Here is a 21,860-nt window from a genome sequence, read left to right on the forward strand (position 1 = left end):
GATCAGCAGGCTAGGGGCGGGCCGGACCGTTTCCCGGCTCCAGGATTTCGTCGGGATCCAGTCCACGGTCGATCCCGTGCGGCACGACCGACTGACCCGGCTCAAGGGCGAGTTTCTTATCATTGAGAAAGACATCGACCTTGTCCGGCTCGAAGGAGACAAGATCGGAGACGCGTGCAACCTCAGGCCATGCACGTGGGTAGGACCACGCCGCCTTTTTGTTCTCGCCGATGTCGTAATAACTTGCCAGACCCTTATAGGGACAGAAAGTCTGTCCCTCGACTGGGATCAGCGCGCTCTCGTTGATATCCTGCCGCGGCACGTACCAGCGCGGCGCGAAACCAGACTCGTAAAGCACGACCGGCCGCGAGGTGTCTGCAATGACTGTCGCTCCATCCTTGACAACCAAGTGGCGTGAGCTCTGGCGGATGTCAATGCGGTGGTAGGCGTCGGAAGCGTGCCCGACGATGCGGTCGTCTTCTTCGTAGAAAGCATCCATCGCCCGCCAGGCGAATGCGACCCGACCGCGCAGCTCGCTGGCATAGTCGGCCAAGTCGGTATGTTGCCACGCACCGCGAGCAGCACGCTGGTCGCCGACGCTTACCGTGAACCATTCGGTTTCACCCAAATCGCGGTGCCGTGTGTGCCGGCTCTCGCTGATCAGCACACCTGGACGAACATCGGCAAGCGGAAAATACGCCACAGGGTAGCGGGCGGGCTCGTGAAGGAGCAGTACGTCCTCGCTGTCAGCTATCCACTCGCCAGCGAACTTGACTCGGAGCCGCCGCCGAAGGGGCTCGACAAACAGCATTCGCTCTGGGAGCGGCCCGGGAGTGAGGAAGCGCCCCACCGATGAACCGCTCAGAGGACCTTGTTGCCACGATAGACCCATAATTCCGCTCCTTTCATTCCAGTAGAAGGGATCATGACGCGTGGTGACCGCGTTCCTGCAGAGTCCAGGTGTTACCGTCCACGTCGGCGAAGTCGGCGAAGCTGGCGTAATCACGACGCTGGGGATCCAGACCCTCACTCCAGCCGCCGGCCCATGTTTCGACCGGGTTTTTGTGTCGGACCGTGCTGACGGCGACGCCACGGTCAATCAGCTTCGCCCGTTCGGCCGCGAGGTCGGTCGTAACAAGGTACAGGTTGCGCTCGCCGCCAGGCAAGTCAGCAGCGACCAGTTGCACGGAACATGCGGAGCCAGGCGGAGTGAGTTGGACAACCCGGAACTCGGCGGTGGGATGGTAGTCGACGTCCAACGCAAAGCCGACCTTCTCGGTATAAAAAGCTAGCGCACGATCGACGTCGGTGACAGGTAGCAGAACTACTTCCAATGCCAGCATCACGACTCCTGCAGGTAATCTCCAACCACTGCGGCCTGACCGACTGCGGAAAAGCTGCGTCAAAACAACTTCAGCAAACCGTCGAGGCCGCTCACCTCCCAATCGGGCTTCTGCCCCATTTCCTCAGGCAACGCCGGTGCGATTGATCCAGCATGTCGAAAAACCGAAGTAACGCGCGCCTGTTGTATCCCATGCATTTGACGACACAAAGGCGATCGAGGCTCGCGTGACGCCAAACGCCTGCTCCGCAAGTCCGTAGTCCGTTGCCTGGGAACAGATCCTCGCACCGCTCAGCGACTGTTGTGGACGTCGCACAGCGTCCCATACAGGTCAAATGCGATAGCCTTAATGTAGTCCATATTTCCGTCTACCCCTCCTTGAGCCGCTTGCGGTGTGCCGCAACCTTGGCGCGGTTGCCGCAACTTGCCATGCTGCACCACCTGCGGGCGTGCCCGCGCGTGCGGTCTGCGAACGTCAGCGTGCAATCCTTGCCCTCACAGGCCTTCACGTACTTAAAATCTTCCTCGCACACGAGCTTTGCCAGGGCCTCGGCTATCGGCATCAGCAACGACTCAGGTGATTTCCAACGCCGCTTGGCACGAATGGCTAACCCCGAATCCGCATTGGCAACGATTTCTCCATGTTGCTCATCACGCTCGAGCAAACGGTTCAAGGGTTCGAGTTCCTTCAAATCCTTGACGAGCAGAGGGCGTCCTTTTTTCTTCTGCACAAATCCCCTGAACCACTCCCGCAGGCCGCGAGCCTTCGCTGCTATTTCATCCAGTTCCGCAGGGGTGTACTGTGACCGCATCGCTCCGAGCACCTCGGTAGGCACGAGTCCAGCCTGTTCCAGCCAGGCCAACAACCCCTCGCCGTCGCTGATCCAGTCGACCTGCTCATCAACGGGCGTCGCGACCGAGTTCAGGAAATCGAGCCCTGGCGCATCGGCGACGAAGATCGCCGGAATCTGTCGGTAGTCCATGTCGAAAGGCCTCTGTCCACGATGCCTGAAGCGTAACCGCTAAAAATCGTCTTGACAAGTTACCAATGCATTTGTAACCTGTAATCAGTCATTTGACGGGTTACACAACACCGGTCATCAACTCAATGGAGGGGAAACCATGTCCACCATCGCTTATCGCCATGCCGACGTCGACGGATTCAAGGTGTTCTATCGGGAATCCGGCCGGGCGGGCGCGCCCAAGTTGCTGCTTCTGCATGGCTTTCCGAGTTCGAGCCACATGTTCCGGGACCTGATCCCCCGGCTGGAGGATCGCTTCCACATCGTCGCGCCGGATCTGCCGGGATTTGGTCTCTCCGACATGCCAGGCCGCGACACCTTCGCGTACACGTTTGACAACATCGCGAACGTGATCGACCGCTTTACCGAGGTGATCGGGTTCGACCTGTTCGCGGTGTATGTCTTCGACTACGGTGCGCCTACGGGATTTCGGCTTGCGCTCAAGCATCCCGAACGGATCACCGCGATCATTTCGCAGAACGGAAACGCCTATGAAGAAGGATTGAGCGACGGATGGAACCCGATTCGGGCCTATTGGCAGGACGCTTCCCAAGCCAATCGGGAGGCACTTCGCGTCATGCTGACGAAGGAGACCACCGTTTGGCAGTACACGCACGGCGTAAGCAATACGACGTCGGTATCCCCAGACGGATACTCGCTGGACGACTACTATCTGAGCCGTCCCGGGGCAGACGAGATCCAGCTTGACCTGTTCGGCGACTACCAGAGCAACGTCGCGCTGTATCCCGCATTCCAGCAGTATTTCCGCAACCACAAGCCTCCGTTCCTTGCAGTCTGGGGAAAGAACGATCCGTTCTTCCTGCCCGCAGGGGCTGAGGCATTCAAGCGCGACATCCCCACTGCGGAAGTCCGCTTCTTCGATACCGGCCACTTCGCGCTGGAGACGCATGCCGCAGACATTGCCGCGGCGATTTCTGATTTCCTGATTTGATGACCGCGGACTCCCTGGGCCGGTTTCACAAGCCGGTGTCAATCAAAGGAGTAGCCACATACGCGAAACGGTGCTCAAAAACTTCGGGGTCTTGACGGACTCGTCTATACCGCGTTGCTTGTGGAGAAGCGGTGCCACCTGATGGGGCAAGTGATGAAAAAGTTTATCGAAAGTCGGCTTTACCTGCCGGCAGTGTTTTAGGAGTAGTGACGTGAGAGCGATTGTTCTAGAAGGTTTTGGTGGCCTCGAAGCCTTGGTATACAAGGAAATCCCGAAGCCCGAGCCAAAGGAAGGAACCGTAGTAATCAAGATCAAGGCGTTCGGCATTAACCATGCTGAGTTGCACATGCGTCGCGGCGAATGGGCTGAAGCCGCACCGGTGAGCGGCATTGAGTGTGTCGGTATCGTTGAATCATGCCCTGGCGGCGAGTTCGCCGTGGGCACCAAAGTGGCGACAATGATGGGCGGCCTTGGTCGTACGATCAATGGGAGCTACGCGGAGTACACACGCGTACAGGCGAGCAACGTGGCGGTGATCGAGTCGGATCTTTCGTGGGCGGAGCTAGCTGCCATTCCGCAGTCATACGCAACAGCGTGGACATGTCTGTTCCGTAACCTGAAAATTCAGCGTGGGCAGACTATTGTGATTCGCGGCGCGTCGTCTGCATTCGGGCTTGCCGCAGTGAACCTGGCGGTGAATGCGGGGTTGACGGTAATTGGCACCACGGTCAGCACATCGAGCTTTGAGCAACTGAAGGCGCTTGGGGTAAGCCGTTGTGAGATCGAACGCCCCGATCTTTCCCAGCATATCGCGGAGCGCAAGCAACTGGATGCGGTGCTGGATCTAGTCGGTAACAGCACGCTGCTGGATTCGCTGTCCATGGTTCGCCGTGACGGAAAAGTATGTCTGGCGGGCTGGCTTGGCGGACTGGCGCCGATTGCCGATTTCAATCCCCTGCTGCAGATGCCGAGCGGCGTGGACTTCACGTTCTTCGGCAGCTTCGTGTTCGGGACACCGGGTTTCCCACTGTCGGATGTGCCACTTCAAGCGATCGCCGCTGACATCGCGGCGGGGAAGTATTCAGCAAAGCCGTGGCGGGTTTTCCGTTTCGACGAGGTTCCCGAGGCGCACCGTATCATGGAAGCCAACGAAGCAAAGGGCAAGATGGTAGTTGTGCATGACGAGTGAACGTTCCGATTCGGCTGGACGCCGTCGGCGATCGCGCGGAGGCGCGGTCGTGCTACATAGGCAGGGCGCGGGCTGGCATTCGTCCAACTGGAGAATGACAAATTTTTGACGAAATTTTGGCCACGCTCTGCAACGCAAACCAGGACCCGGGTGGGCGCCGCCTTGGGCGGTTTCGATCCTCATGACAGCGCAGGCCAGTTCCTTGAGACATTCTCAGTAAGGAGTAACAGGCTGCTCGAAATACTTGCGGTTGATGAACCTGATGCTGCCACCGCAAAGCGAGAACCGCGTCCAATAGCTTCCTACCTTTCGTTCCGGTTGCTGGCCGACGACTCTAAAGTGCCAACAACCTGAAGACGGGTGCCGCGTACGCAAGCCCCAACTGGACGTCTCATCCTAGCCATAGTGGCCGTTCGACCTGGCACCGTCAAACGACCGTGAAGTCGGCTACGGTCGGTCGCCCTCCGATCACAGCCTTCGCAAATCGGCCAGAGTGGACATTAGGGAGGAGCTACGTTGCGGAGTGCACCTCACTTCGTTAAGACATCCAAAGCCTTTTTAGGCTGAGCGAGAGTCGTTAACTGGCTCTTGACGAAAGTCCGCTCGATTTTGGGAACGGCCGTTGCCGGTCCGGCATAGCGAATGACGGCAAGGGGTCGATTAGAGCCATCTGGCATGGACACGGTTTTGGAGCTATGAGCCGCGCCCGATAAGGGATTCGGATGTGTCCATCGTTCCGAACTTCTCCGTATCGAATCCTTGGCCAACTTCCAGCATCACGCCGAGCAGCAACTCTCCGAACTTTCTGCTGACCCGTTGCGAAGCGATCAGGCAGTACCGGCAATGACCACGTAACCCGGCCGGCGGCGCTCCCGCAACGGCTGGCCAACCGAACCTAGCCTTAACACAAGCCGTTGATTTCGCTGGAATTCGGTCCGACCCAATCTTGAACCGACCAATTTTGCATTCCGAATCCTCATGCTGATAAGAATAGTTATCGGCATGGACGGTTGCGACGAAAAAGCCACCCGCAGGCGGCTGCACCTTTAATTGAGCGCGCGGCCCGTATCGCCGGTGGCCTTCGCTGCCTCGTAACCGTCCGCTGATGGCCGTGTAGAAGCGATAGTCGAATCTATCCAGAGTAGTTCCCATCAAAATCTGGCGGGGACTGCTTTGGAGTCTGTAGCAAAGCGGGGGGGCCGCACGCACGGCAGCCGCAATCACCCGATTGAACTGAAACGTAGATTGGCAGAAGCTTCTTGCGTGCCAGGCGTGTCTGTGTCAAAGCTGGCGCTGGAACACGGTCTGAACGTGAACATGGTCTTCCGGTGGCGTCGCATGTTTCGAGCAGGCCAATTCGGTGCCTCTGAGGTTGCCGACGCCCCATTGCTGCTCCCTGTCGTAGTCGGGGCACCCGCAGTCGAAGAATCGGTCGCGGTGCCTCCCACAGGAAGGCCTTGCGAGCAGCCGAAAGCGTCTCCCACCGGGGTTATGCGGTTGCAACTGGCCAAGGGCCAATTGAGCATTGAGGGCCGTGCCGATCCGGAAGTCCTGCGAGCGGACGCTCCACCCGGTTGATGTAGGCCAGCGCCTCGTCCAGCGTGTCGTACGCGATCACGGGCAGGAGCGGGCCGAAGATTTCCTCGCGCATCAGGTCCATACCGTCGTGCGTGTCGAGCACCAGGACCCGCGACAGCATGCGGCCGCTTGCGCCACTGCCGTCCTGCGGCGCCAGCGGCACGATCTGCGCGCCCTTGTCCCGGGCGTCGGCGAGCAGGCGCAGCAGGCGTTCGTGGTGGCGCGGCGTGGCGATGCTGGTGTAGTCCGGGTTGTCCGCCACCGACGGATACATCGCCGCCACCGCCTGCTGCATCGTTTGCACGAATTGGGGCACGCGTTCGCGTTGCACGAGTGCATAGTCGGGCGCCACGCAGGTCTGGCCGGCATTGAGCAGCTTGCCGTACGCGAGACGCGGCGCCGCTTCATCAAGCTTGCAATCCGCGCCGATAATGGCCGGCGATTTGCCCCCCAATTCCAAGGTCACCGGGGTCAGATTGCGCGCCGCCGCTAGCGCCACCACGCGGCCCACGCTGGTGGAGCCGGTGGAGAACAGGTGGTCGAACGGCAGCACCGAAAATGCCGCGCCCACCTCGACGCCGCCCGTCACCACCGTCATCTCATGGGTGGCGAAGCTCTGCTCCACCAGTTCACGCAGCAGTGCCGACAGGCGCGGCGTCAAATCGCTGGGCTTGAGCATCACGCTGTTGCCGGCCGCCAGAGCGGCAGCGGCCGGCGTAAAAGCCAGCTGGAACGGATAGTTCCAGGGGGCGATGATGCCGACCACCCCCAGCGGCTGGCGCAGCAGGCGGCTGCGGCCGGGCAGCATATGTATCGGCGTCGCCACGCGGCGCGGTTTCATCCAGTTGCGCAAATGGCGTATGTTCTGGCGGATCGTCGCCATGGTCGAGAAAATTTCGGCGATCTGCGTTTCGTGCTCCGAGCGGTGGCCAAAATCGGCGCTGATCGCCTCGACGATGCGATGCTGGTGCTGGACCGTCAGCGCCATGAGGCGGCGCAGCCGGTCCAGCCGCGTGGCCTACGGCGGCGTGCGGTCGGCCTCACTGGCCGCCTTCAATACATCGAACGCGGCCCGCATGGGCACAATGTCAGGGTGTACTACGCCCTCGGCTGGCGCGGCGGTGTCTCGCATGTGCATGGTGTGCTATCTGGTAACGACAGGGAATGGCGGATAGAAGGTGCCCGCTAGAGATGGCCCCCAGCGCCTGCGGGTCGCCGGTCACGATCAGTTCGCCAGCCTGCACCAACTGCTGCAGGCTGGCTGCTTTAACAGCAGCGTGAATAGCGCGGCTTGACTTAGATAAAAGCCCGGCAACGGCCTCGTTGCTTCCCCCGTCGATCACAGGCGGGGGTGGCAGTTCCTACTTTTGACTTTTCATGATCATTTCAGCGCCTTTTTCGGCGAGCATCATGACCGGGAAATTGGTATTGCCGCTGGGTATTTTCGGCATGATGGACGCGTCAATGACTCTCAAACCATCGAGGCCGCGAACACGGAGTGAGGTATCGACTACCGCGTTGTCGTCATTTCCCATTTTGCAGGTGCCGACCGGGTGATAGATGGACAAGGCGTTCTGTCGAATGTACTGATCTAGTTCCCCATCGGTAGTGGCCTGCTTGCCTGGAGCGAGCTCCAAGCCGCGGAATGCGTCGAAAGGCTTTTGCGAGATGATGTCGCGTGCAATCCGAAGGCCGTCGCGCAGAACCCGGAGATCGTCGAGATCGGCAAGATAATTGGGATCGATGGCTGGTGCTGATGTCGGATCAGCACTGACGATCTTGACGCTGCCGGAGCTGATGGGACGGCTCGCCGTGACACCGGCCATGAAGCCTTCTTCGCGGATAACGTCGCGACCATGATTGGAAAACATCAGGGGAAGGCAATACACCTGTATATCTGGATACTCAAGGCTGGCCTGCGTTTTGACATGCGCCCAGGTTTCCAGTCCATTTGTGGCGGCTGGACCCGATCGGAACAACAGGTATTTTGCAAAAGAGGAAGCCATGCCAAGTGGTCCGAGGCTTGACAGGGCCGAATATGGTTTGGTTATCTTTTGCTTGAGGGAAATTGAAAGGTGATCACGCAAATTGCGGCCCACGCCAGGCAACTCATGCTTGACGGCTAGCCCGTGCGGCTTGATATCTTCTGGATTGCCGATCCCCGATAGCTGCAGCAGCTGCGGCGAATTGATCGCGCCGCCCGAAAGAATGACCTCTCGAGTCGCTTCGCAGAAACGGAGTCCCGAACGGTCGAAGTACTCGACGCCGACCGCGCGCCCTTCTTTTATGACAATCCTGGAGACGAGCGCATTGCTGATGATTTTCAGGTTTGGGCGGGACATCGCCGGCCTTAAATACGAATGCGCGGTACTTTGGCGCAGGCCGTTGGCATAGTTTCCTTGCATTATGGCGACGCCTTCAGGCGTCTTGGCGTTGTAGTCCTCGTTGAAGTGATGACCAGCCTCGACGGCCGCCTGGATCCAACTCTTGGAGATATGAGTCATCTCCATTCTTTTGGCTAGGGTGATCCCGACAGGCCCTGTGCGTCCACGAAACTCCTCGTCGCCTTCAGCGAAACTTTCCACCCGCTTAAAGTATGGCAGGCAGTCACGGAATGACCAGCCCTGGTTGCCGAGGTCTTCCCAGTGGTCATAGTCGCCGGGATTGCCCCAAGAAACGGCCATGCCGTTAATCGAACTGGACCCGCCCAGGACTTTGCCGCGAGGGACATACATGGTTCGGCCATTCAGTCCCGGTTGCGGCACCGTTTCAAAGTTCCAGTTGCCCATGCCAGACTTCATCAGCTCAAAGTATCCGGCGGGCATTCGATACATAAGGTTGCGGTCCTTGCCTCCGGCCTCAATCAAAGTGACCCGCACAGCAGGATCGCTACTCAAACGATTGGCCAGGATACAACCAGCGGACCCGGCACCTATGATGATGTAATCGGACATAAGATCTTCTACAGTTGCCGCGTTCACGGCGAATTTCGCTTCTGCCCTGGCATTGGACCAGGTGAGGTTGGCATTGAGAAAATGGCGACGGAGCCTTGTATGGGCTTCGAAAGGGCTGCGATCACCGGAAGCGCGGCAGTCGACAGAAGCGGGCTAGCGCAAGTTTGCTTGAGCTTACATGGGAGGGTCTCCAGAATATAAGTATGATGTCCTCATGCCAATCGTCATCACCCGGGTGGTCGATTGATTTCAAGCAAATGCTGGATGCTTTTCGATCCCCCGAGCCGGCAAGACATGGACGCGCTCGAATTCGGCATCCCCCCCCTTCTACCACGATCTTCGGACACCGAAATTCCAGCACACGGCCTGCGCTACTTCGTTAGAAATGACAGAACTCTATCGGCAAAGCGCCCATAAGGTGGCGTCAGGAACTTGAGCGAACTGAAGCGCGCCTGATAGAAGACAGGGCGCAGCTTCGAGAAAGCGTCGAACCCTTCCTTTCCGTGGTAATGGCCCATTCCCGACTCACCAACGCCGCCGAATGGTAGATCGTGCTGGCCGACGTGGAAGAGCGCATCGTTGACAGAGACACCGCCGGACATCACACGATTCAGCACCTCCTGTACCCGGCGGCGATCAAGACTGAAAGGATAAACAGCCAATGGGCGCGGCCCGGCGTTGATCTTTTCGATCACGGTGTTAAGAGATCTGTACTTCCGCAACGGCAAGATCGGACCGAATATTTCATGCTGCATGATGAGGCTGTCGTCGGGCGCGTTGAGCACCAGATGAGGCACAATCTTCCGCGAAGCGCGATCAAATGGCAGGCCCGGCAGCAGCGGGATGACAGTGGCGCCACGCTGACGGGCGTCTTCCAAGGTTTTAAGCAGGCGCTCGAATGCGCTCGCATTGATGATCGACGTAAAGTCCGGCGTTGCCAGATCGGGGTAGCGCTTGACGACAATCTCGCGCGCCAACCGGACGAACTCGTCAATCTGACCCTCCGGTAGCCAGGCATAGTCGACAGTGGTGCAGATCTGCCCGGCGTTGAGGCACTTGACGTACAAGATGCGCTCCGCGGCCGTGCGCAAGGGAAAATCGTCGCAGACAATGGCCGGCGACTTGCCGCCCAGCTCCAACGTTACCGGACACAGGTTTTGCGCTGCAGCTGCCATCACAGCACGCCCGGTCTGGCTTGATCCCGTAAACATTAGGTGATCAAACTTGAGCTTGGAGAATTCGACGCCGACGCCGCCCGTTTCATCAAAGAACTGGAGTTTTTCAGCCGGGAAGTACGCTGGCATGCGCTCGATCAGCAGAGCGGCCAGGTTGCGGGAATTCTCGCTCATCTTCACCATGGCACGATTGCCGGATGCGAAGATGTAGGTCAAAGGACCGAAGCTCAGGTTGATTGGGAAATTCCAGGGCACGATCACCCCGACCACGCCCAGGGGCTGCGGAATCACACGATTGCGCGCGCCGAAAAAGGCGCGAAGATCCACCGAGCGCCGCTGCGGCTTCATCCAGCCGCGCAACTGCTTGATGACATGATTGATTCCGTCAAGCGTAGGGAATACCTCCGCCAACAGGGTCTCGTGGCGCGATCGGCTGCCGTAGTCTGCGCTGATGGCATCGCACAACGCCAGCTTGTTGTCCCGAATGAAGCGCTGAAGCGTGCGAAGATCTGCCTTGCGCTCCCGCAGGCTAGGCACCGGATGAGCGAAGTACGCTTGGCGTTGACATGCCAAGCTAGCATGGAGCGCTCCGGCCGTATTGGCCGCGGGAGCGACGATGGGAGGAACCCCGAACGTGGAGCATTCTTCTACTACAGTGCTGCTTACCGAGGATGTGAACATCTATCGTCCTTGCGTACCGTGGCGATGGGCCTGACCTGAACCGATGCCCCATGCGAAATGAATGTCTGGCGCTACCTCGCGAGCGTATCCATGGAACGCGAGCAAGAAGCTGCAAGCCAAGGGGCGAGTCAAAGGGTGCCACTTACTGACGCCAGTATGGGTCTATCCGCCCGGATTCACCCTGACATCTGCGGACATTGATTTATCTTTTGGCGACAGCTAGGGAAAGCCCTCAGGCAATCCCGTACGAAGGGAACAGCCCATCAGCGATGGCGATCGCGCTTGGCGGCGGATTCGCGCAACTGCGCGCGCAAGCCAGAGGGACTCGCGCCAAACCAACGCCTGCAACTGCGCGTCAATGCCGATGCCTCGGCATAGTCTAGCAACGCCGCGAGCGATGCCATCGGTGGCGCCTGGGGCCGCTCGATCATCTGCTTGAAGACGGTGCGCCGCACCTCGTCCTTGAGTAGCTCGAAGCTGCTGCCTTCCCTGCTCAAACGCCGCTGCATGGTGCGCGGATGGACAGCCAGCTTGCGTGCGACTTCCTGATGCGTGGCGAGACCCGTCCCCAGCAATTGACGAATCAGCAAGCGCACACGATCGGAGGATGGCTTGTCTGGCGTCCTGAACTGCGTATCGAGATAAGTCTGCGCGACGTGGCGAACCACTGAGTTGCTTCGTAGTAGCGGTAGCTCCAGGTCGCCCCTCTGCAGACGAATGGCAGCCTTCCCCTGTTCAAAGACACACGGTGCCCCGAAGAATTGCTCGTACACCTCGGCGGGTGCGACCCTTGCGTGCGGAAACATCACCTGCGGGGAACGAAGCCCGCCCTGGCAAACCAGACTCAAGCATTGCCAGGCGATCGCTAGGGCGAGTTCCTGCGCCTGCGCGCAGCCGCGAGCCTCGGGCAAGTCGACAGCGAGGACCAAGTCGACGAGATTGGCATGTCTGGGAACGGGCACCAGGGACAGCCGTGCGGCGGCGCTGTGCACGTAAATGTATCGCGCCGCGAGGTCAATCGCCTCTCGCAAGGTGGATGCGCTTTCAAAAACCAGCGCCACAACGCCCAGCGTATCCATGCCCTGGCGCCGTGCCAGGCGCAGTCCTAAGTCGGGACAAGCCGCATCCACGGCGGAACGTTCCAGTAATTCGATCTTCGCAGCATGGGGGATTAAAGCATCTGGGTCACACAGCGACTTCACAGACAGGCCGACACGACGCAATTGGCGAGCAACATCCAGCCCGAGCGACTGCGCCAGTTCAGCGTACCCCGCAAGGGCGGCGGCACGGATCAGGTTGCTCATTGCGCGTATGGAACAGGTGTATCGACCTCGCTGGCGACCTGGGCGATGCATGCGATGGCCTTTTTTGCCATGGGCGACGGCGTGCGGTTGCGAAGGCTCACGACGCCCATTTCCGAATGCAGTGATGGCCATCCCCGGATACGCAGCGGAAGCAGCGAACCTGCGTCGATATCGGCCTGTACCGACGCCTGCGTCGCGGCCAATACAGTGTCGGTGGACAGGGCAACAGACCGGAGGATGGCGATGTCATCGCACTCCAGCGCAAGAACGACTTGCTGACCCGCTGGCAATCCAAGCGCCCTTGCCAGCTTGGCCTTCACGGCGATCGGCACCTTTGCTGCCGCGACGCCGTAGCCCCAGGCATCGGCCAACGTGCATTGGCTCGCGGCCAGAGGATGCGATGCCCGAATGTAGAGATCGAAGTGTTGCGTCCCTAACACCCGGATCTCCAGCGCCGCATCCTCCGGCAGGTCCCGTACATCCGCGACGAAGAATTCGATATGCTCAGTGCGCAGGCGTTCCAGCAACTGCTGCCAATTGCTCTCCTCCACGCGCAGCCCGACCCTGGGATAGCGGCGACGCAATTCAGACAGCGCCTTCGGCAAGAGAGTAGCGGCCGGAAATGGGCCTGCGCCGAATGCGGTGTCGCCCAAATGGCCGTCGCGGTACAGATCAACGTCGCGCTGCAAACAGCGCGCATCGAACAGCAGCGCGCGCGCCCGTTTGATCACGAACTCGCCAGCGGGAGTCGGCTGGACTCCTCCCACTACCCGGTCGAACAGCCGGATACCTAGGTCGTTCTCGATGCTTTGGATGCTACGGCTGAAAGCCGGCTGACTGAGGTGAACCTGCTCGGCAGCTCGTGCGAAATGCCGTACATCGGCAAGTGCGACGAGGTGGGCGAGGCGGCGAAGTTCCATCATCTTTCGTTGCTCTGCACGCATTGGCACGCGACCCAGTATGCATTGGACGCATTCGGCCCGCAAGCTTAAAGTCGCTCAGACCTACGGGAGTCCAGACGTGGAACCGCTCGGATAACAGACGCGATAGGAGACGCCACCAATGAGTCTGCAACTACAAAACATCCTTATTGTCACCATCATGCTTGGCTTCGCCGGCATGGAGTTCGCCACGCGGCGCTACAAAAACAGTGTCCACCCCACCTCTGACGACACCAGGCTGGAGCTGGCGATGTTCGTGAGCCTTGTTGCGGTCACCCAGCCGGTAGCCATGTTGGTCACGGGCAAGCTTTGTGCTTGGCTCATGCCAGAGCAGCGCGGCGCGTGGGCAAACTTGCCATGGTGGGCAATGGCCGCAATCCTGCTAGTCTGCGACGACATGACTCAGTACTGGTGGCACCGCGTTTCGCATTCGCCGCTCCTATGGCCTCTGCACCGCGCACACCACACCGCGCAGTACATGAGCATCCGAATGACGTACCGCAACAACTTCTTCTACTACCTGATGATGCCGGGCTTGTGGATCGCCAGTGTTCTTCTTTACTTGGGTTTCGCTAAGGTATTCGGCGTGTACTTTCTCATCAAGGTGAGCGTGATCCTAGGGGCTCACAGCGCATGGCGCTGGGACGAGCCACTGTACCGGATCCGCGCGCTGCGTCCGCTAATGTGGATCCTGGAGCGAACCATCTCGACGCCTGCAACGCACTGGGCACACCACGCTATCACTAACGACGATGGCATCGGGCACTACAAGGGCAACTTCGGCAATCTCCTGTTCCTTTGGGACATCCTGTTCGGCACGGCGCATATCACGCGGCAATACCCCGCGGGGATTGGCTTACAGGACGACCTGCTCTTCGGACAGGAGCGCTGGTACATTCAAATGTTCTACCCCTTAGTCCAGTCGCACCGCGAGCATTCGGCACTTCGCTTCGGCGGACGCGCGTATGAGGACAATCAAGTGCACTCCGATGCGGGCGCGCAGTGCAAGGACCGGCAGAGATCGGGCTGACAAACAGCGAACAGCACAAACAAAGCCTGCGCTCGCCGGGAGGCCCATGACATCAAGCGCTACTGCTGGCGAGGTCATCACAGGACACGCGTTTGAACGATCCCGAATGGAATCCGAGCGGAGCAGCTTCGGTGTCGCCTATGGCAATCACTCTCCCGACAAAGATAGTGTGATCGCCGGCAGGGATTGCACTGTCGAGGACGCATTCGAAGTAGGCGGCATGCTGTGCAAGCACCGGTAGTCCTGTTGTTCCGGTCACCCATTGCACTCCATCGAAACGATCTGGAACCTTCGAAGCAAACCTGATGGCAGTATCCTTCTGATCCTGAGCAAGGATATTGATCACCAAGCCGCCGGCCTCAATGAATGCCTGGTGCACGGTCGATCGATGATCCAAACAGACCAAGACCAAAGGCGGAGACATCGATACCGAGGTAAAGGAGTTGGCCGTGAACCCGACATTCTTCCCATCTTTAGTCTGTGTTGTTACGACCGTAACGCCGGTAGGATACCGCCCGAAGGCACGGCGCAAATCACTTGGCGAGAAATCTGACATTTGGAATGGCTCCGATCGATGGTTTAATACCTGAATCGATCTTATTGATTCCCGCAAACGAGTGCTGCTCCAAACGAGAGAGAAAGATGATCTATTTGGAAAGAGCGTCAGAACGCGGTCTCACGAGGCTGTACCGGCTGCATTCCAGCGTCATCGGTAGGTAGATCCAGAGTATGGCCGCTTGCAACCTCGTGAGGATGCGCTAGCTGGAACAAATCCGCCCGCCGCAAGTGGCTTTGTTTTTGATTGCTGCACCGGCGCCTTCGCCGCAGCCAGCGGAAAGAATCAGCGAGAGCGGACCGTTCAGGCCGATCTTCCCCCACTCACAGGCATGCATCGGCGTGATACGCCGCATGGTCTCATCCCGATCCTCCGAACTTGGACGCGATGTAATCCTTCTACCCGTCCTTCCGCGCTGCCTCGCGCCACGCCATCGGAGTGCATCCAAAGTGTTTTTTGAAGGCCCGGGAAAAATGAGAAACATTCTCGAAGCCAACATCGAAAGCGATATCGGTAACCTTGGATTCGCAGCTGTTTGATGCTGCCAACAATTCCGCAGCCCGGTCCAGTCGTTTTTGCCAGATCAAGGGCGCCACGGGTCGTCCCAACTGAGCCACGAATATTTCATCGAGCCTTCGTCTGCTCACCCCCATGTAGGCAGCGAGTTGTTCCGTGCTGAAGGTGGAATCGAATGCGGAGGACTCCAGGTGTTGCATCGCGCGTCTCATGCGTGCCTCGTCCCGATTCGACACCGGGTCCTGGTCCAATACGGGTAGGCTGAGGGCTTCGACCAGCATCGACATCAGCCGCTTGCATTGCGGGACGTTCAGCAGTGGACACATCTCGAGCGCAGAGATCAACAGCCGAGAGAGCATCTGCGTGCCGGGAGCTCCCGCCAGAAAGCGCTGATTTACATTGCGCAAAGCATCAGGCAGGTGCGCTCGAACCAGCCGAAGTGGTAGGAGAAACAAGACAAGCTCTGAGCCAATCTCCATTTCCTTCTCGAAGGGCCGGCCACTGTTGACAAATACTATGTCACCAGCAGCCAGCCGATTCACCCGCCCGTCCTGCTTAACGGTGCAGGACCCATTCAGCAGCAAGAACACTGCATAGTGACCATGCTGATCATCGGATTCGCGCTGCGTCCGATCGAGTTCGATATGCATTCCGTGACGCACAAGCGCGAAGGCTGTTCGAACACGATAGAGGCCAAAACTGCCAATCCCCACGCCCCGAATGGATCCCCCCAGTGGGGGACGCACCGGCGGAGGGCCCAACCTAACCCGATCCTTGAATAGACCCGAGTGCCATTCTTGCCAGACGCTAGCCCTCTGCGCCACCATCACTTGTGTCAGATCCAGTTCAACCATGATCGAGCTACCTTTTTACCGTAACGTCAGGCTGATCGCGCCACCGCCACAACTTCGCGCGCGGTCACTTTGTGCTGGGCCGCCGACGTACCTGGCACATAGGTGTCGGCCCGCTGACCAACTGGGGGCATCACCTCGAACCGGCTGACCTCTGCCACCAACTCCGCCGATTGCTGCTGCAGGCTGTCTGCCGCTGCCGCCGCTTGTTCGACTAAGGCCGCATTCTGCTGGGTCACGCCTTCCATCCTTGCGATAGCAAGGTTGACTTCCTCGATGCGCGACGACTGCTCCTCGCTCGCGGCGGCGATTCCGCCCATGATATCGCTCAACTGCTTGACGGCCTCGACGATCTCACTCATGGTGCCGGCGGCTTGGTCGACCTGGCGCGCACCACCGGCCACCTGCTCTACGGAATCCTCGATCAGCCAGCCAATCTCCTTGGCCGCTGCCGCCGAGCGTTGAGCCAGATTTCGCACCTCGGCCGCCACCACAGCGAAGCTACGGCCCCCCTCCCCGGCGCGCGCGGCCTCAACTGCCGCGTTGAGTGCCAGAATATTGGTCTGAAAGGCAATGCCTTCGATCACACCGATGATCTCCGCCACCTTGCAAGACGATGCCGATATGCTGCGCATTGTATCGACCACACTGCGAACAGCCTGTCCGCCCGCGTACGCGATCGCCGAAGCATCGGCCGCCAACTGGTGCGTCTGGCGCACGCTATCCACGTTCTTCCGTACGAAGGAAGTCAACTGTTCCATCGAACCTACCATCTGCTCGAGCGAACACGCTTGCTCTTCGGTACGCTGCGACAAATCCATATTGCCTTGTGCAATCTCGCGGGACGCGCCATCAATCGCTGCGGCTACGGACTGGATTCCCTGAATCATTACGCATAGGGACGCAATCGCGTGCCGCAGCGCGGCCGACATGCGCCCCATTTCGTCGTCGATACGCACTTTGATATCCGGCGCCAGCTTGCCCTCGGCGAGTGCTTCCGCAGCAGCCAGCACGCGGCGCGCAGGGCGCGTAATCGAGATCGTGATGCAAGCCCCAAGGACCACCGCCAGCGCCGCCGCAGCCGCAGCCAAGCCGATCAAAAGACTTCGCGCCCTCTCGTAGAGCCCGTACTCAACCGTCATTGCATCTAGTGCGATCTGGCGACGGGAGTCGGTCAATTCGTTCAGCTTGTCGAAGTACAGCCCTTGGACCCTGGGAAGCGCAACGAGCAACGCCTCGCGCGCACCACCGAAATCGCCGCTGCGCAGTTTTACCAGCACTGCGTCGAGCTGATCGTCGTAGGATGCCCCCACCGACTTGAGCTGGCGGAGGTCCTCTTTTAGTGGGACGTCCGTCCCCGATCCCATTAGCTCGTCGAGCCGCTCCAAGGTAGCGGACATGAGTTTGCGCTGCTTCTCGACAAGTTCGGCGTTGCGTTGGGCAATGACCGAATCCTCCAACAAGGCTGCGTCCCGCACCAGGATTCCGCTAGACTGCGCCCCTTCTTTAATGCGCCCAAGTTCGACTACGCCCGACCGCACCACCGTCTGCATAGCTCCATTCATTGCGCGAAGTGACAGAACCCCAAGCGTCGTCACACCTGCCAGAAGTAGTACCAAAGCAGAAAAGGCCACTGTCAGGCGCCCTCCAATCCCCAGAATCAGCAAGCGCCGCATCTCCTCCTCCAGTTTCATTCTTAGCTTTTTGACGCCCGTGTGGTTGCGAGCATCCGGATCCGCAGATCCCCGTCCGCACTACGCGGCTTCGGCGCGAATTCTTGGTGTGATATCCTATATTTACCGATCCCAGTAATCGCTGGAAACTAATCAGTATTTGTCCCTACACGGATTCCCATTGCAGCCGTTGACGAATGAGTTTGGCAGTGGGTCAACGCCAGATCGCCCCGCACCACCTCACGGTAGAACTGCTTTAAGCGCCTTGATATCGAAACATATTTTGAACGCCCCTCCGCATGGAGATGGTGGCCGCAGAAAAGTGGCGGAATCTGCCATAAACCAGGTGCCGTTACCCCACTCGCGTGCTTGCGCTTCTCCTGCTGCGACCGAAGCCCGAGTGAGACGGGCGTACTCGAGCAGTTCACCTAGCGCGAGAGCAACCTCAGGCCGCTTCGCAGCGTTCATGACCTCTGCCATCTGGCAACCGAGATCGTAAGCGAACTCGAGCTTGACAGCCGCCCTCACATTTGTCTGCTGTGCGATATTGGCGTACCAGCCTGCTTTGATCAAGGCGTTATACGCTGCAATGTCCCCGTCAATAAACAGCCGCTCATACGGGATCTCCACGTCATCGAAGATCACAAAGGAGTCCTGCTCATCGAATCGGGAAGAGAACGGCCGGTCGGCTACGTCGCCTTGGCCGTAGTGATCTCGGCAAACCTGGATCAATCCTTTGGTACCGACTGGTACGGAGAACATCAGAGCGCATGCAGGATCGGCATGGGGAGGGAGCGGCGACGACGGATAGACAAACATTTCGTCGGCAAACGGCCCCATGGTAGCTAGAAACCTTGGCACCGCGCACAATAACGCCGGTATCAGTGCGGCCCACGACGCGCAGCGCCAGTTCGGCGTTCAGGCCGCTCAGTTCGTCAACGCTGCGGTCAATCGCCGGTTGGACGCCGGCTCCGCATCACCGCTGCTGGACATGACGTCCGAGCGCCCCACAAAGCCAGCCAATGTCACGTTCACATAGTCCGGGGTGCGCCCCATCATCCCCACTGAATAGCGCGCCAGCCGATCGAAACAGCGATGCCGGATAGCAAGGTCTTCCTTTGACCTGGGCACCAGCAAGCTGGCGCTCATCACCTCTCCGGTTTCGGGATCAGTTGTCAAACAATCCTGAGCGTGCAGTTTCTGCCAGTCGAAATAGCCTGCAATTCCGCGTACGGACCCGGCGAAAGCCGGCTCACTCATTGGCGAAACCTGTCGATCGCCGAACCATAGCGTACGCCCGTCTTCCAGACCGCTCAGATACTCATTCCCACTTCTCACCGCCATGCTTGTCTCCCAGTTCGTTTGCGACCAGCCGACATCTAGATAGAGATCACGGCTGGGTGACTGAGATTTTGATGTACGAAGTGGCACCCTGCTTTGCCGGGCTGGAAGTTCTCCAGCCTGGATTGGATCAACGCGCGTCCCGTTACCACGGGCTCATCGAGCTCCGCCGGCTCATAGCTGTTGCAGCGGAGCTATTGAATGCAACGGGTTTCGACCGCCAGCAGGTGTCGGCAGGCAGTCCAATCAGGCGACCGTCGTCGGCGCCGCCCGCGAGCCACTCACCGTGCCGAATCTGCGACCGCCTTGGGCCTGATTGAATCCGCCGTGCCCTGGATGAACGCCTGGATCTTCTCGACGTCTTCCTTGCTCAACTTGCCAGAGAAGTCGGGCATACCGCGCGCCATCGCGGGTCCCTTGAAGACGAACTTGTCGAGGTTCTCGATGTAAGCACTGTGCATATCGATCTGCTTCTCCCCCACCTGCACGAGAGGGAACCGCCACCCCGAAGTCCCGCATCCACAGCGGCCCGTGAAGACGGCGCCGAGTCAACGTCGGTCCGGCGCCGTCTGAGGGCGGCTATGCTAGCAAGCGGCCCCCTTCAACAATCCGTGCGGGTCTATGACGAACTTCTTCGGCACGCCGGCGTCGAATGCCGAATAGCCCTCGGGCGCCTGCTCCAAGGAGATGACCTGTACATTCACTACGTCCGCGATATTGATCCTGTCCCAAAGGATTGCTTGCATCAGCGCGCGGTTGTACTTCATCACTGGCGTCTGGCCGGTGTGGAAGCTATGAGACTTCGCCCATCCCAGTCCTAGACGTACCGACAGGCTGCCGCGTTTGGCAGCGTCGTCCACGGCGCCGGGATCATCTGTCACATACAAGCCAGGAATACCAATCTTCCCAGCCGCGCGTGTAACCTCCATGAGGGAGTTGAGCACGATGGCTGGCGCCTCTATCTGAGAACCTTCATGGCCGTGACCGCGCGCCTCAAAGCCCACGCAATCCACAGCGCAATCCACCTCCGGAGTGCCAAGGATCTGCTCGATCTGCTCAGCGAGCGTTGCGTCCAATGACAAATCGACGGTATGGAAGCCGACTTTGCCTGCATGCTCCAGTCGGGCAGAATTGACGTCGCCCACGATGACTACCGCCGCGCCCAGCAAGCGTGCGGAGGCTGCTGCAGCCAACCCCACCGGTCCAGCCCCCGCGATATAGACGGTTGCGCCAGGGACAACGCCCGCCGTCACTGCCCCGTGGTAACCGGTCGGCAGGATGTCAGACAGGCAGGTTAGGTCTTTAATCTTTCCCATCGCCTGGGCGCTGTCCGGGAAACGCAGCAAATTGAAGTCCGCGTACGGCACCATGACGTACTCCGCTTGGCCGCCAATCCATCCTCCCATATCGACATAACCGTAAGCGCCGCCAGCCCGCGAGGGATTGACACTCAGGCAGACACCCGTATGTTGCTCCTTGCAAGTCCTGCAGCGGCCGCAGGCCACGTTAAACGGAACGGACACCAGGTCACCAACCTTGAGCGTTTCCACGTCACGACCAACTTCAAGCACCTCACCGGTGATCTCGTGTCCGAGAACCAATCCCGCCGGGGCTGTAGTACGGCCACGGACCATGTGCTGATCGGAGCCGCAAATATTCGTCGACACCACCTTTAGAATTACGCCGTGCTCGATCTTCCTGCCGTGCGGCGTTTCCAACTTTGGAAAGGGGATCGACTGCACCTCAACCAACCCTTGCTTAACGTATACGACGCCACGATTCACAGTCATCTACACCTCCGTCCAGAACATTGAAAAGAATCGCGCGCTCTGATATAGACGCGCGTCAGCATTATTTCTGTCGCGCTTATCCGGGAAACACCACGGTTTTGCGTCCGTTGAGCAGTACTCGGTCCTCGAGATGGTATCGGACGGCTCGCGCAAGTACGCGGCGTTCGATGTCCCTCCCCTTTCGCACCAGTTGATCCGGCATGTCCCGATGGCTGATACGCTCGACATCCTGCTCAATGATCGGCCCTTCATCGAGGTCTGCCGTGACGTAGTGCGCAGTCGCACCGATCAGCTTCACACCACGCTCGTACGCCTGATGGTATGGCTTTGCGCCCTTGAAGCCCGGGAGAAATGAATGATGAATATTTATACATTTCCCTCTGAGATTCTCAGCCAGATGATCCGAGAGAATCTGCATATAGCGAGCTAGCACCACCAGATCCGCTTTCGATTCGCGGATAAGCTGCAACACCCTTTCCTCCTGGACACTCTTTCCACCCTCGCCTACCGGTAGCCAGTGAAACGGGATGTCATGCAGATCCAGATGGCTGAACGCTTCGCGTGGATGATTGGAAACGATGGCCACTACATTCATCGGAATCTCACCCGTGCGCCACCGGTAGAGAAGGTCCGCCAGGCAATGATCTGCCTTTGAGGTCATGATCAGGACGCGCCGCTTCTGATCGCAGTGTTGAACGGTGATGCTCATATCGAATCTCGCCACCATCGGCTGCATCAGCGATTCGATGTCGCTCGTGACGTTTGGATCGGTTGCCTGGAAGTGCATGCGAACGAAAAAGCTGTCGCTGTCAGTATCATCGAACTGTTGCGAATCCAGGATATCAAAGCCCGCCTCAAACAGCCGCGTGGTAACTGCGGCGACGATGCCGGGGCGGTTCCTGCACGCCAAGCGCATTACATAATCTGGGAGTTTCATAGCCGAATTAGCGAGGTAACCAAGAGCC

Annotated in this window: 20 protein-coding genes and 2 pseudogenes; 4 read left to right on the top strand and 18 right to left on the bottom strand. The window is 59.1% G+C overall.

The genetic code is table 11. The annotated features are described in order from the left end of the window. Nucleotides 1-10: 10 nt before the first annotated feature. From ACYP5B_RS25070 to ACYP5B_RS25085, 4 genes and pseudogenes are all read right to left on the bottom strand, one after another. Nucleotides 11-811, bottom strand: a complete 801-nt coding sequence (locus ACYP5B_RS25070; RefSeq protein ID WP_459571470.1) for a DUF427 domain-containing protein — start codon at nt 809-811, stop codon at nt 11-13. A 112-nt stretch (nt 812-923) separates the two neighbouring features. Then, nucleotides 924-1,343, bottom strand: a complete 420-nt coding sequence (locus tag ACYP5B_RS25075) for a VOC family protein (RefSeq protein WP_459571471.1) — start codon at nt 1,341-1,343, stop codon at nt 924-926. Nucleotides 1,344-1,402: 59 nt separating this feature from the next. After that, nucleotides 1,403-1,601: pseudogene (locus ACYP5B_RS25080) on the bottom strand (haloacid dehalogenase type II); the annotation flags it as partial. A 109-nt stretch (nt 1,602-1,710) separates the two neighbouring features. Beyond that, nucleotides 1,711-2,325, bottom strand: coding sequence for a CGNR zinc finger domain-containing protein (locus tag ACYP5B_RS25085; protein ID WP_400092696.1), 615 nt, complete (start codon nt 2,323-2,325; stop codon nt 1,711-1,713). Nucleotides 2,326-2,464: 139 nt separating this feature from the next. On the opposite strand from ACYP5B_RS25085, the gene ACYP5B_RS25090 reads away from it, so the two are divergent. Together ACYP5B_RS25090 and ACYP5B_RS25095 are read left to right on the top strand one after the other, a co-directional pair. Further along, nucleotides 2,465-3,316 carry an alpha/beta fold hydrolase gene (locus tag ACYP5B_RS25090; RefSeq protein WP_459571472.1) on the top strand — a complete coding sequence of 284 codons (852 nt, stop codon included), beginning with the start codon at nt 2,465-2,467 and terminating at the stop codon, nt 3,314-3,316. A gap of 211 nt (nt 3,317-3,527) precedes the next feature. Then, nucleotides 3,528-4,505, top strand: coding sequence for a zinc-binding alcohol dehydrogenase family protein (locus ACYP5B_RS25095; RefSeq protein WP_400092693.1), 978 nt, complete (start codon nt 3,528-3,530; stop codon nt 4,503-4,505). A gap of 693 nt (nt 4,506-5,198) precedes the next feature. Here the strand turns inward: ACYP5B_RS25095 and ACYP5B_RS25100 are convergent. Then, nucleotides 5,199-5,657: a hypothetical protein gene (locus ACYP5B_RS25100; protein ID WP_459571473.1), complete on the bottom strand. Its 459-nt coding sequence runs from the start codon at nt 5,655-5,657 to the stop codon at nt 5,199-5,201. A 21-nt stretch (nt 5,658-5,678) separates the two neighbouring features. Between ACYP5B_RS25100 and tnpA the strand changes: the two genes are divergently transcribed. After that, complete coding sequence (gene tnpA, locus ACYP5B_RS25105) at nt 5,679-6,083, top strand: IS66-like element accessory protein TnpA (protein WP_459571474.1); 405 nt, start codon at nt 5,679-5,681, stop codon at nt 6,081-6,083. Here tnpA and ACYP5B_RS25110 read toward each other — a convergent pair. The 5 genes from ACYP5B_RS25110 to ACYP5B_RS25130 form a co-directional block, all read right to left on the bottom strand. Next, a complete protein-coding gene (locus ACYP5B_RS25110) occupies nt 5,995-7,092 on the bottom strand; it encodes an aldehyde dehydrogenase family protein (RefSeq protein ID WP_459571571.1) in 1,098 nt (365 codons plus the stop codon). The genes tnpA and ACYP5B_RS25110 overlap by 89 nt on opposite strands. A 352-nt stretch (nt 7,093-7,444) precedes the next feature. Further along, nucleotides 7,445-9,037 carry a GMC family oxidoreductase gene (locus ACYP5B_RS25115; protein WP_459571475.1) on the bottom strand — a complete coding sequence of 531 codons (1,593 nt, stop codon included), beginning with the start codon at nt 9,035-9,037 and terminating at the stop codon, nt 7,445-7,447. Between the two features lie 371 nt (nt 9,038-9,408). Beyond that, nucleotides 9,409-10,893, bottom strand: coding sequence for a coniferyl aldehyde dehydrogenase (locus ACYP5B_RS25120; protein WP_459571476.1), 1,485 nt, complete (start codon nt 10,891-10,893; stop codon nt 9,409-9,411). Between the two features lie 263 nt (nt 10,894-11,156). Next, entirely contained in the window at nt 11,157-12,197 is a 1,041-nt protein-coding gene (locus ACYP5B_RS25125) for an AraC family transcriptional regulator (RefSeq protein ID WP_459571477.1), read from the bottom strand. Continuing rightward, on the bottom strand, nt 12,194-13,120 hold the full coding sequence (locus tag ACYP5B_RS25130; RefSeq protein ID WP_459571478.1) for a LysR family transcriptional regulator: 927 nt from the start codon (nt 13,118-13,120) through the stop codon (nt 12,194-12,196). Before ACYP5B_RS25130 ends, ACYP5B_RS25125 begins: the two co-directional genes overlap by 4 nt. A gap of 139 nt (nt 13,121-13,259) precedes the next feature. Between ACYP5B_RS25130 and ACYP5B_RS25135 the strand changes: the two genes are divergently transcribed. Continuing rightward, nucleotides 13,260-14,168, top strand: a complete 909-nt coding sequence (locus ACYP5B_RS25135; protein ID WP_459571479.1) for a sterol desaturase family protein — start codon at nt 13,260-13,262, stop codon at nt 14,166-14,168. Between the two features lie 52 nt (nt 14,169-14,220). On the opposite strand, the gene ACYP5B_RS25140 is transcribed toward ACYP5B_RS25135, so the two are convergent. The 8 genes and pseudogenes from ACYP5B_RS25140 to purU all read right to left on the bottom strand — a co-directional run bounded on the left by ACYP5B_RS25140 (nt 14,221) and on the right by purU (nt 21,832). Then, nucleotides 14,221-14,724, bottom strand: a complete 504-nt coding sequence (locus tag ACYP5B_RS25140; RefSeq protein WP_459571480.1) for a flavin reductase family protein — start codon at nt 14,722-14,724, stop codon at nt 14,221-14,223. 398 nt (nt 14,725-15,122) lie between these two features. Continuing rightward, nucleotides 15,123-16,094: a helix-turn-helix domain-containing protein gene (locus ACYP5B_RS25145; RefSeq protein WP_459571481.1), complete on the bottom strand. Its 972-nt coding sequence runs from the start codon at nt 16,092-16,094 to the stop codon at nt 15,123-15,125. A 26-nt stretch (nt 16,095-16,120) separates the two neighbouring features. Continuing rightward, the gene (locus ACYP5B_RS25150) at nt 16,121-17,785 is read right to left on the bottom strand and encodes a methyl-accepting chemotaxis protein (RefSeq protein ID WP_459571482.1); all 1,665 of its coding nucleotides are present in this window, start codon (nt 17,783-17,785) and stop codon (nt 16,121-16,123) included. Between the two features lie 219 nt (nt 17,786-18,004). Then, complete coding sequence (locus ACYP5B_RS25155; protein WP_459571483.1) at nt 18,005-18,625, bottom strand: 4-hydroxyphenylacetate 3-hydroxylase N-terminal domain-containing protein; 621 nt, start codon at nt 18,623-18,625, stop codon at nt 18,005-18,007. Nucleotides 18,626-18,691: 66 nt separating this feature from the next. Continuing rightward, entirely contained in the window at nt 18,692-19,108 is a 417-nt protein-coding gene (locus tag ACYP5B_RS25160; protein ID WP_459571484.1) for a 4-hydroxyphenylacetate 3-hydroxylase N-terminal domain-containing protein, read from the bottom strand. A gap of 278 nt (nt 19,109-19,386) precedes the next feature. Beyond that, a pseudogene (locus tag ACYP5B_RS25165) lies at nt 19,387-19,560 on the bottom strand (c-type cytochrome); the annotation flags it as partial. Between the two features lie 129 nt (nt 19,561-19,689). Further along, nucleotides 19,690-20,895, bottom strand: coding sequence for a formaldehyde dehydrogenase, glutathione-independent (gene fdhA, locus ACYP5B_RS25170; protein ID WP_459571485.1), 1,206 nt, complete (start codon nt 20,893-20,895; stop codon nt 19,690-19,692). A 76-nt stretch (nt 20,896-20,971) separates the two neighbouring features. Then, a complete protein-coding gene (gene purU / locus ACYP5B_RS25175) occupies nt 20,972-21,832 on the bottom strand; it encodes a formyltetrahydrofolate deformylase (protein ID WP_459571486.1) in 861 nt (286 codons plus the stop codon). Between the last annotated feature and the right edge of the window lie 28 nt (nt 21,833-21,860).

The organism is Cupriavidus sp. 8B, assembly GCF_054589115.1.

Bases quoted from the DNA above. Each gene is read 5' to 3' on its own strand.
- ACYP5B_RS25160 (WP_459571484.1), bottom strand. From the start codon at position 19,108: ATGGCGGTGAGAAGTGGGAATGAGTATCTGAGCGGTCTGGAAGACGGG.
- ACYP5B_RS25135 (WP_459571479.1), top strand. From the start codon at position 13,260: ATGAGTCTGCAACTACAAAACATCCTTATTGTCACCATCATGCTTGGC.
- purU (WP_459571486.1), bottom strand. From the start codon at position 21,832: ATGAAACTCCCAGATTATGTAATGCGCTTGGCGTGCAGGAACCGCCCC.
- ACYP5B_RS25125 (WP_459571477.1), bottom strand. From the start codon at position 12,197: ATGAGCAACCTGATCCGTGCCGCCGCCCTTGCGGGGTACGCTGAACTG.
- ACYP5B_RS25140 (WP_459571480.1), bottom strand. From the start codon at position 14,724: ATGTCAGATTTCTCGCCAAGTGATTTGCGCCGTGCCTTCGGGCGGTAT.
- ACYP5B_RS25120 (WP_459571476.1), bottom strand. From the start codon at position 10,893: ATGTTCACATCCTCGGTAAGCAGCACTGTAGTAGAAGAATGCTCCACG.
- ACYP5B_RS25075 (WP_459571471.1), bottom strand. From the start codon at position 1,343: ATGCTGGCATTGGAAGTAGTTCTGCTACCTGTCACCGACGTCGATCGT.
- ACYP5B_RS25090 (WP_459571472.1), top strand. From the start codon at position 2,465: ATGTCCACCATCGCTTATCGCCATGCCGACGTCGACGGATTCAAGGTG.
- ACYP5B_RS25085 (WP_400092696.1), bottom strand. From the start codon at position 2,325: ATGGACTACCGACAGATTCCGGCGATCTTCGTCGCCGATGCGCCAGGG.
- fdhA (WP_459571485.1), bottom strand. From the start codon at position 20,895: ATGACTGTGAATCGTGGCGTCGTATACGTTAAGCAAGGGTTGGTTGAG.
- ACYP5B_RS25070 (WP_459571470.1), bottom strand. From the start codon at position 811: ATGCTGTTTGTCGAGCCCCTTCGGCGGCGGCTCCGAGTCAAGTTCGCT.
- ACYP5B_RS25115 (WP_459571475.1), bottom strand. From the start codon at position 9,037: ATGTCCGATTACATCATCATAGGTGCCGGGTCCGCTGGTTGTATCCTG.
- ACYP5B_RS25100 (WP_459571473.1), bottom strand. From the start codon at position 5,657: ATGGGAACTACTCTGGATAGATTCGACTATCGCTTCTACACGGCCATC.
- ACYP5B_RS25150 (WP_459571482.1), bottom strand. From the start codon at position 17,785: ATGAAACTGGAGGAGGAGATGCGGCGCTTGCTGATTCTGGGGATTGGA.
- ACYP5B_RS25130 (WP_459571478.1), bottom strand. From the start codon at position 13,120: ATGATGGAACTTCGCCGCCTCGCCCACCTCGTCGCACTTGCCGATGTA.
- ACYP5B_RS25145 (WP_459571481.1), bottom strand. From the start codon at position 16,094: ATGGTTGAACTGGATCTGACACAAGTGATGGTGGCGCAGAGGGCTAGC.